General features: G+C 62.6%; 10 protein-coding genes. 4 read left to right on the forward strand and 6 right to left on the reverse strand.

Annotation, left to right across the window (positions count from 1 at the left end; genetic code table 11):
- Nucleotides 1-321: 321 nt before the first annotated feature.
- The 3 genes from O2807_03800 to O2807_03810 all read right to left on the reverse strand — a co-directional run bounded on the left by O2807_03800 (nt 322) and on the right by O2807_03810 (nt 6,293).
- Nucleotides 322-3,936 carry a vitamin B12-dependent ribonucleotide reductase gene (locus O2807_03800; GenBank protein MDA0999629.1) on the reverse strand — a complete coding sequence of 1,205 codons (3,615 nt, stop codon included), beginning with the start codon at nt 3,934-3,936 and terminating at the stop codon, nt 322-324.
- A 450-nt stretch (nt 3,937-4,386) separates the two neighbouring features.
- Complete coding sequence (locus O2807_03805; protein ID MDA0999630.1) at nt 4,387-5,337, reverse strand: GDP-mannose 4,6-dehydratase; 951 nt, start codon at nt 5,335-5,337, stop codon at nt 4,387-4,389.
- A complete protein-coding gene (locus O2807_03810; protein ID MDA0999631.1) occupies nt 5,334-6,293 on the reverse strand; it encodes a GDP-mannose 4,6-dehydratase in 960 nt (319 codons plus the stop codon). The genes O2807_03805 and O2807_03810 overlap by 4 nt, the downstream gene beginning before the upstream one ends.
- 198 nt (nt 6,294-6,491) lie before the next feature.
- Here O2807_03810 and lpdA point away from each other — a divergent pair, with 198 nt between their 5' ends.
- Together lpdA and O2807_03820 are read left to right on the forward strand one after the other, a co-directional pair.
- Complete coding sequence (lpdA, locus tag O2807_03815) at nt 6,492-7,895, forward strand: dihydrolipoyl dehydrogenase (protein MDA0999632.1); 1,404 nt, start codon at nt 6,492-6,494, stop codon at nt 7,893-7,895.
- Nucleotides 7,896-7,916: 21 nt separating this feature from the next.
- Complete coding sequence (locus tag O2807_03820) at nt 7,917-8,591, forward strand: hypothetical protein (GenBank protein ID MDA0999633.1); 675 nt, start codon at nt 7,917-7,919, stop codon at nt 8,589-8,591.
- Between the two features lie 3 nt (nt 8,592-8,594).
- On the opposite strand, the gene O2807_03825 is transcribed toward O2807_03820, so the two are convergent.
- A complete protein-coding gene (locus O2807_03825; GenBank protein ID MDA0999634.1) occupies nt 8,595-9,584 on the reverse strand; it encodes a D-amino-acid transaminase in 990 nt (329 codons plus the stop codon).
- Between the two features lie 196 nt (nt 9,585-9,780).
- Here O2807_03825 and O2807_03830 point away from each other — a divergent pair, with 196 nt between their 5' ends.
- Together O2807_03830 and O2807_03835 are read left to right on the forward strand one after the other, a co-directional pair.
- Nucleotides 9,781-10,923 carry an acyl-CoA dehydrogenase family protein gene (locus O2807_03830; GenBank protein ID MDA0999635.1) on the forward strand — a complete coding sequence of 381 codons (1,143 nt, stop codon included), beginning with the start codon at nt 9,781-9,783 and terminating at the stop codon, nt 10,921-10,923.
- Nucleotides 10,924-10,997: 74 nt separating this feature from the next.
- On the forward strand, nt 10,998-11,495 hold the full coding sequence (locus O2807_03835; GenBank protein ID MDA0999636.1) for a hypothetical protein: 498 nt from the start codon (nt 10,998-11,000) through the stop codon (nt 11,493-11,495).
- 71 nt (nt 11,496-11,566) lie between these two features.
- Here O2807_03835 and O2807_03840 read toward each other — a convergent pair whose 3' ends face one another.
- Together O2807_03840 and O2807_03845 are read right to left on the reverse strand one after the other, a co-directional pair.
- The gene (locus O2807_03840; protein MDA0999637.1) at nt 11,567-12,025 is read right to left on the reverse strand and encodes a hypothetical protein; all 459 of its coding nucleotides are present in this window, start codon (nt 12,023-12,025) and stop codon (nt 11,567-11,569) included.
- A 25-nt stretch (nt 12,026-12,050) separates the two neighbouring features.
- Nucleotides 12,051-14,276 (reverse strand): heterodisulfide reductase-related iron-sulfur binding cluster, encoded by a 2,226-nt coding sequence (locus O2807_03845; GenBank protein ID MDA0999638.1) that lies wholly within the window; start codon nt 14,274-14,276, stop codon nt 12,051-12,053.
- Nucleotides 14,277-14,473 lie beyond the last annotated feature (197 nt).

Consider the following 14,473-nt stretch of genomic DNA (forward strand, 5'->3'; position numbering starts at 1 on the left):
GGACAGCGGGCGAAAAAGGGAGGGCCGGGGTTCAGGACTCCAAGTCCCTTGCCCCGGCCCTCGTCCCATCGAGGAGTCCGCCCGTTACCCCCACGATGGGAAATCCATTTTTTTTGGTGGGGCCGGGAAGCGAAGCCCCTAGCCACGCCTCCCGGCCCGCAATCCTGCCGCGGAGTCCGCCCGGTACCCCACAACAGGACTTTTATTTTATGGTGAGGACTGGAGGCTAGGCCCCTAGCCCGGCCTCCAGTCCTCGATCCTGCCGCAGAGTCCGCCCGTAGTCCCTACGACAGGAAATTTTGTCTCAACAAACTTCCTCTCTTATGAGCACCCGCTCGTGGCGCCGCAGTCGAGGCACTTGAGGCAGGTGCCGTTGCGGACCAGCGAGAAGGAGCCGCACTCCTGGCAGGCTTCGCCGACATAGCCCTTTATGCGCGCCTGGGCCGCCTGCTGCGCTTCCTGGTTGAAGGCCGAAGCGGCCGCCGGGGAAGACACCACTGCCGCCTTCGGGGCCTCCACTCCCTTGCTCGTGTAGTGGAGGTGGAGCCGCTGGCTCTGCGGGTTGGCCGTCTGCGGCAGCTTGGCGGCCGCCGGGCCGATCGCTTCCTCTTCCTCGGCGTCGAACTCGGGGATCTCTTTCTCGGGCCGGCCGATGGTGTCGCTGTGCAAGTCTTCCTCGGTAACCTGCGCCAAGTCGTGTCGCCCGAGGTAGGAGATGGCCAACTCGCGGAAGATGTAGTCGATGATCGAGGTGCTCATCTTGATGTGCATGTTGCCCTGAACCATGCCGCCCGGCTCGAAGCGCGTGAAGACGAAGGCGTCCACGAATTCATCGAGGGGAACGCCGTGCTGGAGCCCGAGGGAGATGGCGATGGCGAAGCAGTTCATCAGGCTGCGGAAGGCGGCACCCTCCTTGTGCATGTCAATGAATATCTCGCCGATGTTGCCGTCTTCGTACTCGCCGGTGCGGAGATAGACCTTGTGGCCGCCGACGATGGCCTTCTGGGTGTACCCGCCCCGCCGGGTGGGAAGCTTGCGTCTGCGCGTCTGGTAGATGTACCGGCGGACGATCTGTTGCGCCACACGGACGGGTGCGCTCTCGATGGATTCGGTTTCTTCTTCCTCCTCGTCGAGGAGGGTCTCCTGAATCGTCTGGGCGGCGAGTGGCTGGCTGAGCTTCGAGCCGTCCCGGTAGATAGCGACCGCCTTCGTCATCCGCTCCCATGATTCCTGGTAGAGCCCCTGGATGTCGGCCACCGTGGCCTCGCCGGGAATGTTGATCGTCTTGCTGATGGCGCCCGAGATGAAAGGCTGGGCCGCCGCCATCATGTGGACATGGGCCATCGGGCTGATGTAGCGCTTTCCGGTCCGGCCGCACCTGTTGGCGCAGTCAAAGACGGGCAGATGTTCATCCAGAAGATGCGGCGCGTCCTCGATGGTCATCTTTCCGCAGACGTAGTCGTTGGCTTCCTGAATCTGCTCGGAGGTGAAGCCGATGGCCTCGAGGAGATTCAGGCTCCAGTCGTCGAGTTGTTCATCAGTGAGGCCGAGTTTCTCGCGGCAGAAGTCCCCGCCCAGCGCGTGCTTGTTGAAGGCGAACTGGATTTCGAACGCGCCGTCAAGGCCTTTTTCGATGATCTCGATGGCCTTCTCGGTGAATCCTTTTCCCCGAAGCGATTCAGGGTTGATGTAGGGCGCGTTCTTGAGGGTGCCGCGGCCCCGGCAGTAGGCAATGATCTCGCGAATCTGCTCTTCGTCGTAGCCGAGGTGGCGAAGGGCGATGGGCACCGACTGGTTGATGATCTTGAAATAGCCGCCGCCGGCCAGCTTCTTGAACTTGACCAGGGCGAAGTCGGGTTCGATGCCGGTCGTGTCGCAGTCCATGACGAGACCGATGGTGCCCGTGGGGGCGATGACGGTCGTCTGGGCGTTGCGGAAGCCGTGCCGGTAGCCGAGGGCCAGGGCTTCGTCCCACGCCTCGCGGGCAGCCTGGAGAAGGTTCGCCGGGCAGTGCTCGGGTGAGATGCCGGCCGGTGTCTTGGAGAGCATCTCGTACTCCCCGGCCGGGGCCGCGTAAGCAGCCCGCTGGTGGTTGCGCAGCACGCGGAGCATGTGCTCGCGGTTCGCGGCGTAGCGCGGGAAGGGGCCGAGCTTGGCCGCCATCTCGGCGCTCGCGGCGTAGGCGCAGCCGGTCATGATGGCGGTCAGGGCGCCGCACCAGGCCTCCCCCTCAGGGGAATCGTAGGGGATGCCCAGGACCATGAGGGCGGTGCCGAGGTTGGCGTAGCCCAGCCCGAGGGTGCGGTACTGATAGGAGCGCTTGGCGATCTCCGGGCTCGGGAACTGGGCCATCAGCACGGAAATCTCTAGAACGATGGTCCAGAGCCGGGTGGCGTGCCGGTAGTCCTCGATGAGAAATTCGCTCTTTTCGGTGTCGAGAAACTTCATCAGATTGAGCGAGGCGAGGTTGCACGCCGTGTCGTCGAGGAACATGTACTCCGAGCAGGGATTCGAGGCGTTGATCCGCCCGTCGGCTGCGCAGGTGTGCCAGTCGTTGATCGTGGTGTCGAACTGCAGCCCCGGATCGGCGCAGCACCATGCGGCGTAGCCGATCTGACTCCAAAGATCGCGGGCCTTGAGTTCATTGGAGACCTTGCGGTCGGTGCGCCGGATGAGCTTCCAAGTGCCGTCGGCCTTGACGGCCTTCATGAACTCGTCCGAAACGCGGACCGAGTTGTTCGAGTTTTGGCCCGACACCGAGGCGTAGGCTTCACCCTCCCAGTTGGTGTCGAACTCGTCGAATTCCATCTCGGTGAAGCCCTGCTCGGCCAGCTGCAGCGCCCGGTGAATCAGGTTGTCCGGTATGCCGGCCCCGTGGGCCGAACGGATGGCCTTGCGGAGTACCTCGTTCTTCTCTGGCCGGTGGAGATCGCCGTTCAGGTCGGGCAGTTTTTTCGCGTCGCAGGCGGCGAGGATGGCGTTGAGGTGCTTCTTGGTCAGGCGGCTGCCGGCGACCAGGGAGGCGACCTTCTGTTCCTCGCGGACCTTCCAGTTGATGAACTCCTCCACATCGGGGTGATCAATGTTGAGGGTGACCATCTTCGCGGCCCGGCGCGTTGTTCCACCCGATTTGATGGCGCCGGCAGCCCGGTCGCCGATCTTGAGGAAGCTCATGAGCCCTGAACTCTTCCCGCCGCCCGAAAGGGACTCTCCCTCGCCGCGCAGGGAGGAGAAGTTCGAGCCCGTGCCTGAGCCATACTTGAATATCCGCGCCTCGCGGGTCCACAGGTCCATGATGCCGCCCTCGTTGACGAGGTCGTCCTTGATGGACTGGATGAAGCAGGCGTGGGGCTGGGGGTGTTCGTAGGCGTTTTGCGAGCGTTGGAGCTCGCCTGTTTCCGGGTCGCAGAAGAAATGCCCCTGGGCGGGCCGCTCGATGCCGTAGGCCCAGTGCAACCCGGTATTGAACCATTGCGGTGAATTGGGGGCGCACATCTGGCAGGCGAGCATGTAGCAAAGCTCATCGTGGAAGGCGCGGGCCTGCTCCTCGTCCTCGAAGTAGCCGTACTTCCAGCCCCAGTAGGTCCAGCAGCCGGCCAGGCGGTGGAACACCTGGCGGGTGTCCATCTCCATTCCGTAGCGCTCTTCCTCGGGCAAGGATTCGATGGCCCCCTCATCGGGGACGGAGCGCTGAATCCACTCGGGTACTCCCTCCTCGGCCACTTTCACCAGATGGGCGGGAACTCCCGCCTTGCGGAAGTATTTCTGGGCGAGGATATCCACCGCGACCTGCGACCAGCTGTCGGGCACGAGAATATCCTTGGCCTCGAATACAACCGAACCATCCGTGTTGGTGATGCGGGAGGTACGCGGCGTGAACTCAACCCCGGCGTAGGGTTCGTCCTCGACCCGCGTGAAACACCGAGCTATTTTCATGCCTTTTCTCCGTTGCATGGAACCTTTCTATTTCCGCCTCTTGCGCCTTCTCGACACGCCTTCTGGCCTGGAAATTTCCGGGTCGCGTGAGGGGCGGTACCGTAATGGCTGTATCAACTTTCGTATTTTATTCGATCTTTCTCGCCCCTATCAATACCCACTCGCCCACAGCCGCTCCCCAGTCCGGCCCTGTATCAACCAAAACAGCTAAAATGGAGGGTCCACAGCGAAAGCGACCCCCCAGGTCCAGAATCTTTCCTTTTCTCAGAAGGGAACATCTAGTATCCCTCTATCTGCCCGTGACACTAAATGTAGAATATGGAAAACAGACATGTCAATGAAAAAGTGTGAGAATCCACAAGATATTGGGTTTATCCACATATTTTCCCCAAATTGTGGTGGATCGAAGGAAGTCGGCCGAGAGAAGAGGGAAAAGGGCAGGGAGCGGGGCTAGGGAGCGGATTTTCGCCAGGAACCGAGCACATCCGCCAGCGTCTGCTCCAGGGGGATTTGGGGCCCCCAGCCCGTCTCGCGGGCCAGTTTCTCAAAGGAGCCCTCGGCGCGGCGGGCGTCGGCGGGGCGGAGGAGGGCAGAATCCTCCTCGATCCGGATCGGGATGGAGCTGAGGGAGAGGAGGTGCGCGAGGATGTCCCCGATCTTTCGGGAGACCCCCGAGCAGACGAGATAGCCATTGCCGCTTTTCCCCCTTTCCGCGGTCAGCAGGTAGGCGCGCACCACATCGCGCGCGTCGGTAAAATCGCGCCAACTCTCGAGGTTCCCAACGCGAATGACCGGTTCCCTCTTTCCCGCTTCGATCTCCGCAATTTGCCGGGCGAAGGCCGGGATGGCGAATCCCGGCGCCTGGCGGGGGCCGATATGGTTCATGGGCCGAAGGCGGATCAGGTCCAACTCGAACTCGCCGGCATACTGGCCGCACACCAGATCGAAGGCCAGCTTGCTCGCGGCGTAGGGATTTTCAGGCGCGAAGGGCGTCTCCTCGGTGATGGGGGAGCCGCCGGGAGGGTTGCCGTATATCTCGGCCGAGGTGACCGCCATCAGGCGGGGGCGGCGGGGCAGCTTGCGGATCGCTTCGAGCAGGTGGATGCCGCCCAGAGTGTTGACCGAAAAGGCACCGGCGGGGTCTTTCCAGGATTCGGCGACCGAGCTTTTTCCGGCGAGGTGGAAGATCCAGTCGGGCGAAAAATCCCGGAGGATGGGAAAAACCGCTTCCGGCTGCAGGAGGTCCGCCGCGTGCAGATCGATCCGCCCGCGGATGTGCGCAAGGTTTTGGGTGGAGGTGTCCGGAAGGAAGATTCCGCTGACTTCGTGTCCTTGCTCGAGGAGGAGGTCCGACAGGTGGCTGCCGGCGAAGCCGGCAATCCCGGTGACGAAAGCCTTCACAGGCGCTCCCGCCAGTAGGCGAGGATGTCCTGCAGGGTCTGCTCGAAGGAGATTTCGGGCTTCCAGCCCGTGGCTTCGCGGAATTTCGTATTGTCCCCCTCGAGAACCTGTACGTCGGAGGGGCGCATCCGCTCGGGGTCGGGCTCAACCTTGACCTTCGCCTCCGAGCGCACCAGCAGCATGTCGAGCACTTCCTGGATTCTCCAGCTGGTGCCGGAGCTGATGTTGTATACCTCGCCCGGTTCGCACCGCCCGAGCGAGAGCCAGTAAGCCCGCACCATGTCGCGCACGTCGGTGAAGTCGCGCCTCGCTTCGAGGTTGCCCACCCGGATGACGGGCTCCCGCCGCCCCTTTTCGATCTCCACGATCTGCTTGGCGAAGTTGCTGCAGACGAACACATCCCCTCGCCGGGGGCCGGTGTGGTTGAAGCCCCGGGTGCGGATCGTTTTCATTCCGAAGCTCTGGAAGTACTGGTAGGCGAGCATGTCGGTGCCCACCTTGCTCACCGCGTAGGGAGACAGCGGCCGGAGGGGGTTGGTCTCCTTGATGGGGACCTCGTCGGGGAGTACCTTTCCGTACTCCTCGCTGCTGCAGGCGACTTGGATCAGGGGGTCGATCCCGGCCTGCCGGACGGCCTCGAAGAGGTGAAGCGTGCCGATGATGTTGGTGTGCAGGCTCTCCTCGGGAGCGCTCCAAGAGGTGGGGACGAAGCTCTGGGCCGCGAGATGGAAAATTTTCTCGGGCCGCACCTCGGCGACGAGCCGGTTGACCGAGGTCTGATCCCGGAGGTCGCACTCGAGGAGTTTCACCTGGGTCGTGAGGTGATCGATGTGTTCGGTGCGGCTGCGCCACCTGCGCATCCCGTAGATTTCCACATCCGGCAGGGTGAGCAGGTAGTCCACCAAGTGGCTGCCCGCGAATCCGGTGATGCCGGTGATCAAAACGCGCTCTGGCATGGCGCCTCCTCTCGCTGTACGAACGGGCCAATCCTACCCGCCACGTTTGGCCGCGGTCAACGAATAAAGGGGGCTGGCGTGGAATCATTCGGGCCCGCTTCTGTTTGACAGAAGGGACCGGGACTGAACTAATGGGTGGCGGTGAGCATGCCTCCTGCTGTCTGTAACGGAAAAAACGGGAAAAGGGAGCCGGGCGAAATGCCGGATTCAGCGTATGACGTGGCGGTTATCGGCGGCGGTCCTGCCGGTTATGTGGCGGCGGTTCGGGTGGCGCAGAAAGGGGGGCGCTGCGTGGTCATCGAGCGCGATGCCCTGGGGGGTACCTGCCTGAACTGGGGCTGCATCCCGAGCAAGAGCCTGATCGCGGGGGCCGAGGTGCTCCGGAACATCCAGCGGGCCGCCGATTTCGGAATCGAGCTGACCGGGGAGGCGCGGGGAAACCTTGCTTCCATGGTCGAGCAGAAGAACAAAATCGTCGCCGGCCTGGTGAAGGGCATCGGCGGCCTATTTAAAGTGCACAAGGTCGATCACCTCGCGGGCGATGCCGCCATCACCGGTCCGGGCCAAATCGAGGTCGCGCTAAAAGATGGCGGAACCGAGGCGGTGCGTGCCGGGAAGATCCTGATTGCCACCGGCTCACGCCCGGCCCAGATCCCCGCCTTTCCGATTGACGGAGAAAGAATCTTTTCGAGCGATCAGGCGGTCCACCTCAAGGAGCTTCCCGGGCGCCTGCTCATCATCGGTGCCGGGGTCATTGGCTGCGAGTTCGCCTGTCTCTACCGGACGCTCGGAGCCGAGGTCACCATGGTCGAGTTGCTCGACCGGGCCCTCCCGCTCGGGGATGCGGATGTCTCGAAGCTCATCGAACGAGAACTCAAGAAGCAGAAGATTCAACTCCACACCGGCAAGAAAATCCTCAAGGTGGAGCCCGAGGGGGCGGAGATGGTGGCCCGCATCGAGGGAGACGAAGAATTCCGCGCCGACAAGGTGCTGGTCTCCATCGGCCGGACGATGAACACCGACGGGCTGGGCCTCGATACGATCGGGGTCGAGCTCGGCGAGCGGGGCGAGGTAAAGGTCAACGAGAAGATGGAGACCAGCGTGCCCGGCGTCTATGCGGCGGGGGATGTCATTGGCGGCCTCATGCTCGCCCACGTGGCCTCATCGGAGGGCATCGTGGCGGCCGAGAACGCCATGGGCGGCGATGCGCGGATGAACTATCTGGGGATTCCCGCCGGCATCTTCACCCATCCCGAGGTCGGCGTTGTCGGCCTCACCGAGGCGCAGGCGCGCGAGGGAGGGCGCGATGTCCGCATCGGGAAGTTCGCGATGCGGGGCCTCGGAAAGGCCCACGCCGAGCGCGAGATCGCGGGCGAGGTGAAAATCATCGCCGACGCCGCTTCGGACGAGATTCTCGGGGTGCACATCGTCGGCGCCCACGCGGCCGATCTGATTCACGAGGCGGCGGTCGCGATCAAGAACGGCCTTACCGCCGCGCAGCTCGGCGCGACCATTCACTCCCATCCCACCATGTCCGAGGCCGTGATGGAGGCGGCGCACGATGTGCACGGGATGGCGATCCATCTGCCGCCGAAGAAGTAGCCGCCGAATGGAAGCTGCGCCATGGAACGACGCTCTCCGCTTTTCCTGAGAATGGGCTTCATCTGCCGCGCCGCGGCGGCCACCGTCCTTTTCGCGGTGGCCGGGGGCTGCACCACGCCCTTCAATACTCTCGGGGAGGTCGTGTCCATTCCCTGGGGACTGACCATCTCCCCGCCCAAGGACGTCTCTGCGGTCCATGACGAGGGGGCGGTTTATTATTACGGGAAGATGCGTACCTGGAGCGTGGCGCTTCAGGTGCGGCGCTTCGTGGACGGCTACCGGGGCGAGGGCACGTTCCGCCTCGATGAAACCGGGCGCCTGCTCGCCCTGGCGCGCGAGGCAGCCGGGAAGGTGCCGAACCTCAGGTGGATTCGGGGGGAGCCCGCCGTGTTCGGCAACAAGAAGGGAATCCAGATCGATTTCGAAGCACCCGCGGGCGGCGGCCAGGCGAACATCTTTTTCACGCGCGGGGAGATGCTTATCCAGCGGGTGTTTCTCCTCCGCGAGCGGCACCGGCTCTACCTGATTCGCATGATGGCCCAGAGCGCCGTACCCGAGCGGGGCCTGGGTGCGTGGGAGGAACTGAAGAACGGGGTGCGCATCACCGGAAGGCCGCTGGTGATGTTCCCCAACCGCGACAGACTCCCCGCGGCCACGCCGGCTTCTTTGCTCCTCGGGGTGTTCCAGGAGCGATAGGCGTTAGTGGGGAATCTCGATCAGTCGTCCCTCGCCCGAGCGCATGTCCTCCATCAGCAGGTTGTAAAACGCCCGGCAGACGGGGCCCGGCTTGCCGTCCCCGATGGGCCGTCCGTCCCACTCGACGATGGGCGCCACGTAGATCGAGCTTCCCCAGAACATCATCTCCTTCGCGGCCCGGCCCTCCTCGACGGTCACGTCGCAGACCTGAACGTCTTTGATGAGATCCTGCTTCACGAGAACGGGCGCGAGTTCGAGCAGCCGGAGCGAGGTACACCCTGAGAGAATGTTGTCGAAACGGGGATGCTTCAGGATGCCCTCCGATGTCACGAAGGCGACGTTCATGTTCGAGCCCTCCCCGACGAAGCCCTTGTCGTCGAGGAAGATGCCGTTGTCGGCGCCCTTTTCCTTGGCCTCCATCTGCATCAGCGCGTTCGGCAGGTAGTTGTTGCTTTTGGTCGTGGCGTAGACCGGGCGCTTGATGGGGTAGGAAGTGGTCACCACCGTCATGCCCTTGGTGTAATAGCGCTCGGGATAGGAGAGCCCGGCGAAGATCATGACGAAAAAGCCGCAGTCCGCCCCCTCGACCGGCAGGAGGCCGAGGCTTCCTGTCCCTGCGGAGAGCCAGTAGCGGATGGAGCCCTCCCGCTTCCCGCTCACGGCGGTTGTCTGGATGATGATGTCGCGCATCTCATCGCGGGAGAAGCTCGGGCGGAGTTTCGAGTTTTTTGCCGAGCGCAGGAAGCGGTCGAGGTGGGCTTCCAGATCGTAGATTTTTCCATCCACGATGGCCGCCGTGTCGAAGATGCCGTGCCCGCGGTGGACCATGTGATCGTCGAAGGGGATCACCATGAGGGAGGAGTCGGTGACGATGCCGCCCAGGTGGCTCGAGTAGAAGGCGTAAAACTCCACCTTCTGCCGGTTGCGGAGGTCCGCGAGTTTTTTAATGACATCGCCGGAATCAAGAACGGGCAGGGGTTTCACTTTGGACATGAACGGCCTCCAATGGAAAAGGGCGCTCTCCTTTTCGGGGAACTGCGCAATCCGGAAGGGACCCATCATGCCGATACAGCGCCCATTCGGCAAGCCCGGGCGGGCAGGGCGTTTGCACTGCTTTCCGGCCCGTGCAGATTTGCTGTAAGGTCGCTATATCGGGAGGTCTTCTTCTTTCGGTTTCGGGGGTTCGCCCGTGGGTTTTGAAGCCACTCTGACGGATGCGCAGCGCATGGTCCTGGGCATGGTGCGGGACTTCTGCAAACAGGAAGTCGCCCCCCTTGCCGCGGAGACGGATCGGGGGAAATTCCCGGCTGAAACGCTGAAGAAGATGGGCCGCCTCGGCCTCATGGGGCTTCCCATCCCCGAGAAATACGGCGGGGCGGGGGCGGGCATGGTCGCCTTCGCCCTCGCGACCGAGGAGGTCGCCGCCGCCTGCCCCTCGACGAGCGGTATCTTCGCCGCCCACACCTCGCTTGTCTGCGAGCCGCTCTATCTTTTCGGAAGCGAGCACCAGAAAGAGATGTACCTTCGGCCGCTGGCCTCGGGCGAGAAGCTCGGCTGCTTTGCCCTCACCGAGCCGGAGGTGGGCTCGGACGCCGCCGCCATCTCCACCGCCGCCCGGCGCGCGGGCGATCACTGGCGGGTGGACGGCGCCAAACGCTTCATCACGAACGGCAAGGAGGCGGACCTGTGCCTCCTCTTCGCCGTGACGGACAAGTCCCGCGGCCACAAGGGGGTCAGCGCCTTCATCGCGGATGTGGAATCGCCCGGCTTCGAGAAGGGCCGCTCCGAGGAAAAACTGGGCCTCGGCGGAAGCTCGGCCGCCGAGCTCAGGTTCGAGGGAATGGAGCTGCCCCTCGACAATCTTCTCGGGGAGGAGGGTCAGGGTTTCGAGGTCGCCATGAAAACCCTCGACTCAGGGCGGATCATCGTCTGCGCCCAGGCGACCGGCTTCGCGCGCGCCTGCCTCGAAGCTTCCGTGGACTACGCCCGCGAGCGCGAGACCTTCGGAAAGCCCATCGCGAGCTACCAGCCCATCCAGTGGAAGATCGCCGACATGGCCACAGGCGTCGAGGCGGCGCGGCTGCTCTACCTCAAGGCGGCCCGGCTCTATCAGGCGGGAAAACCCTTCACCGCCGAGGCCGCCATGGCCAAGGTCTTCGCCTCCGACCTCGCCCAAAAAACCGCGAGCGAGGCCGTCCAGATCCACGGCGGCAACGGCTTCATGCGGGAGTACCCCGTCGAGCGCTACTACCGTGCCGCCAAGGTGACGCAGATCTACGAGGGAACGAACGAGATTCTCCGCCAGGTCATCGCGAAGCAGTTGTTGAAGTAGCTTTTTCTTGTTCCTCTCCCGCCGCCTTGTTTCCGGTTCGTGCAAGATCAGCGCGTCATTTTTGGAGAGATGCCATGAAAATTCTGTGGGCTGCCGCTTTGGGCGTCCTGCTGACGGCCGGGGGCGCGTTCGCCACTGCCCAGGAGGGCGACGTTCTCATATTCGAGGGAAAACGCCACCGCCTTTTATCAAATCCACTCGAATCCTATCTCTTGGAGCGAAAAGCCTACCCCATGTTCGAGGTGCGCCGGACGAGCAATTGGCGCGGCTATGTGGCGACCTGGAAGATCGAGGACGGCACGTTTTATCTCATCGGCCTGGCGGCTTGGGTCAGGGGGAAGAAGGTGGATGTCCGCTACGTTTTCCCCGGCCACAAGGGAAAGACCAAGGCCACTTGGTACAGCGGCGCGCTCCGGGTCCCGCAGGGGAAAATGCTGCGGTATGTCCACATGGGGTATGGATCGGTTTTCGAGCGCGATCTGATTTTCACCATCCGCGAGGGGAAGGTGGTGCGCATGGAGATCATCAAAAACACGAAAATTTATTCGCCGAGAAAGGCCCCGGACAAATAACGCCCGGGGGAGGGGTCCTACTCCTCGAGCGCCTCGGCGACGAGTATGGCAGCCTTTCTTGGGCCATAAATTCAAGAAACTTTTAAATATTTTGAAAATTTGTCCTTTAAAATCGAGGACTGATCTGAAAACCAATCTATGGCTTCGGTTTTTTCTCTGGTCAATTCGCTTCTTTTTTTTCCTTGCCCGAGATTTTCATCTTGAAGTCCAGACGATATTGCTGCCAGCTCTATGGATCTTGAGTAAATCTCATCGATGTATTCACATAGATCCTTTTCGAAAAGAAATTCTATTTCTGCGGTTGATGCACTTAGTCCACCGAGATCATCAAAATTAAGGGCTCCTTTCGCCAATGCTATGGTCAGGTGTCTGCGGACTCCCCTGAAAACATAGACTCTCCTGTCGAAAAGTTCATGTTGTAGGCGAATGTGGTTGGTTCGATATTGCTGGTAGGCAATGTAAAGCATAGTGAGTCCTAGGACAGGGGTTAGGCCCGCAGACAATATGGAGACGAGATTTTCTCCTTCCATGGAAGTACCTCCCTAGTAACTCCTTCTACTCCTCCAGCGCCTCGGCGACGAGCTCGGCGATGTCGGCGGCGCGGATGTTTTTTTCCGGATCGAGCGCCTTGAGGGCGTCGTCGAACATCTGCATGCAGAAGGGGCAAGAGACGGCGGCCGTTTTCGCGCCGCAGGCCTTCACATCGTTCAGGCGCATGTGGTTGATGCGCTGCTTGGGGTCATCGTCCATCCAGGCGTAGCCCCCCCCGGCGCCGCAGCAGAGGGCGCTGTCGCGGTTCCGCCCGAGTTCCTGGAATTCTCCCGGCGCGGCGATCTGGTGGAGCACCTCGCGCGGGGCGTCCGTGACGCCGTTGTGCCGGGCGAGGTAGCAGGAATCGTGGAAGGTGACGCTCTCGAGGCTCTTCGTGAGCTTGAGCCGGCCATTCTTGATCAATTCGGCGATGAGCTCGGTGTGGTGGACGACCTCGTAGCGGCCGCCGAAGTCGGGGTACTCGTTTTTATAGGTGTTGAAGCAGTGGGGGCAGGTGGTGATGATTTTCTTCACCCCGTAGCCATCCAGGGTGGCGATGTTCTGCTTGGCGCACATCTGAAAGGTGAATTCCCCGCCCGCGCGCCTTGCAGGGTCTCCCGTGCAGACCTCCTCGGGGCCGAGGATGGCGAAGTCCACCCCGCCCGCCTTCATGACCTTCACCATGGCGCGGGTGACCTGAATGTTCCGGTCGATCATTGAGCCCGTGCAGCCCACCCAGAAAAGATACTCGGCCTTCTCTCCCCGGCCGAGCACTTTGACGTCGAGGTCCTCGTACCACTCCTCGCGGTTGTGCTGTGCGCCCACCCAGGGGTGCATCCGCTCGTCCATGGACTTGAGGAACTGGCGCGCGTTCTCGCTCGTCTTTGATTCCATCATGACGAGGTAGCGGCGCATGTCCACCATCTTGGGGATGTGCTCGATGAATACCGGGCACTCCCGCTGGCAGGCGCCGCAGGTGCGGCAGCCCCAGAGTTCTTCCTCGGTCACGGCGGGCCGGGGGGCGCCCTCCGCGGCCTCGCCGAAAAGAGGCGGCCGGTCCGCGCCGTTTTCCCGGGTGGCTGTCAGATGATCCTTCATGTCGCGGATGAGCTTGCGCGGGCTCAGCGCGACGCCGCTCAGGCTCGCCGGGCAGACCGACTCGCACCTTCCGCAGTTGGTGCATGCGTCCAGATCAAGCAAGCCCTTCCAGCTGTACTGCTCGATCTTTTCGACGCCGAGGGTTTCGATGGCCTCGGGGTCGCTCTCCATCGTCGCCTCGATGTCGATGAAGGTGAGCTTTCCGCTGCCCTCGAGATTGCGGAAGAAGATGTTCAGCAGGCCGTACCAGATGTGGTTGATCTTTCCGAATCCCAGATAGCCGAGGAAGGCGAACGCCGTCCCCACGTGGAACCACCACTGGAAGCGGTGGAAGCTGCCCAGGTACTCCGGGGTCCAGTTTTGCATGGTGAGGGCGGCCAAATATCCCACCGGCGACCAGAGCGCCGTCGCGGGGTTGCCCCTGAGTTCGGTCGCGGCGATGCGCGCGCCCTCCACGACGAATCCCTGAACGAAAACGAGGAGCAGGAGCCCGAGCGCGATCCAGTCATCGAGGAGCGAGTTGAGGTGCGCGGGGCGCAGGAAGAGGCGCCGCCAGATGGCCATCCCGATCCCGATGATGGCCAGCAGGCCGAAGCTGTCGCTCAGCAGCGAGTACCAGAGATAGACATCTCCCTTGAGGAAGGGGACCCTCAGCCATTCTTGCATGGCAAGGAGAGAGGTGGCGATCAGCTCGGCGAGGAAGCCGTAGAAGATGAAAAGGTGCATGAGGCCGCCGTAGGTGTCCCGCGAGAGGCGGCGGTAGCCGAAGACCTCCACCAGGAGGCCGGCGATGCGTCTGGGGATCTGGTCCAGCCGGCTCGCCCGGCCGCCGGTACGCCACAGGCGGAAGCGCGACCAGATGCCGTGCGCCATGAAGATCAAGGGGAGCAGGGCGAGAAGATACATGGGATAGATGTGCGTCGCGAATTCTTTCTTCTGCAGCGTGTGGCAGCTTTGGCACTGGGAGCTCAGGGCGAACTTGGGCATCTCGTGCGGGTTGTGGCAGGTGGTGCACTCGAAAACTTTTTGGGGGTTTTTCAGCAGTTCGCCTTCTTTCGGAAACCCGTCGGCGGAGGCGGCGAACAGGAGGAACAGCAGAAAGAGCGGCAGCCCGCAGGCGATGTTCCGGCAAACTTTCCGCGTGGGAGCCATTCCCTTCCTTTCCCGAGTGCCGCCAGGGCGCGGTTGGGGGTGCGTTCTCCAAAACGATTGGGCGTAAGCTATCAGGTCGGCGCGCCATTTCGCAATGGCGGGGGCGGATTTCAATGGCGCGATGAAACGCTCGGAAATTTTCCTTGGTTGCAGTATCGGGAACGGATACGGGAAGAAACGCCGGGAGCGGGCGGGCG

The sequence above is a fragment of the bacterium genome, from assembly GCA_027622355.1.
GTDB lineage: Bacteria > UBA8248 > UBA8248 > UBA8248 > UBA8248 > JAQBZT01.

Coding starts and splice junctions, on each gene's coding strand:
- O2807_03800 (MDA0999629.1), bottom strand. CDS start 3,936: ATGAAAATAGCTCGGTGTTTCACGCGGGTCGAGGACGAACCCTACGCC.
- O2807_03810 (MDA0999631.1), bottom strand. CDS start 6,293: ATGCCAGAGCGCGTTTTGATCACCGGCATCACCGGATTCGCGGGCAGC.
- lpdA (MDA0999632.1), top strand. CDS start 6,492: ATGCCGGATTCAGCGTATGACGTGGCGGTTATCGGCGGCGGTCCTGCC.
- O2807_03820 (MDA0999633.1), top strand. CDS start 7,917: ATGGAACGACGCTCTCCGCTTTTCCTGAGAATGGGCTTCATCTGCCGC.
- O2807_03825 (MDA0999634.1), bottom strand. CDS start 9,584: ATGTCCAAAGTGAAACCCCTGCCCGTTCTTGATTCCGGCGATGTCATT.
- O2807_03835 (MDA0999636.1), top strand. CDS start 10,998: ATGAAAATTCTGTGGGCTGCCGCTTTGGGCGTCCTGCTGACGGCCGGG.
- O2807_03840 (MDA0999637.1), bottom strand. CDS start 12,025: ATGGAAGGAGAAAATCTCGTCTCCATATTGTCTGCGGGCCTAACCCCT.
- O2807_03845 (MDA0999638.1), bottom strand. CDS start 14,276: ATGGCTCCCACGCGGAAAGTTTGCCGGAACATCGCCTGCGGGCTGCCG.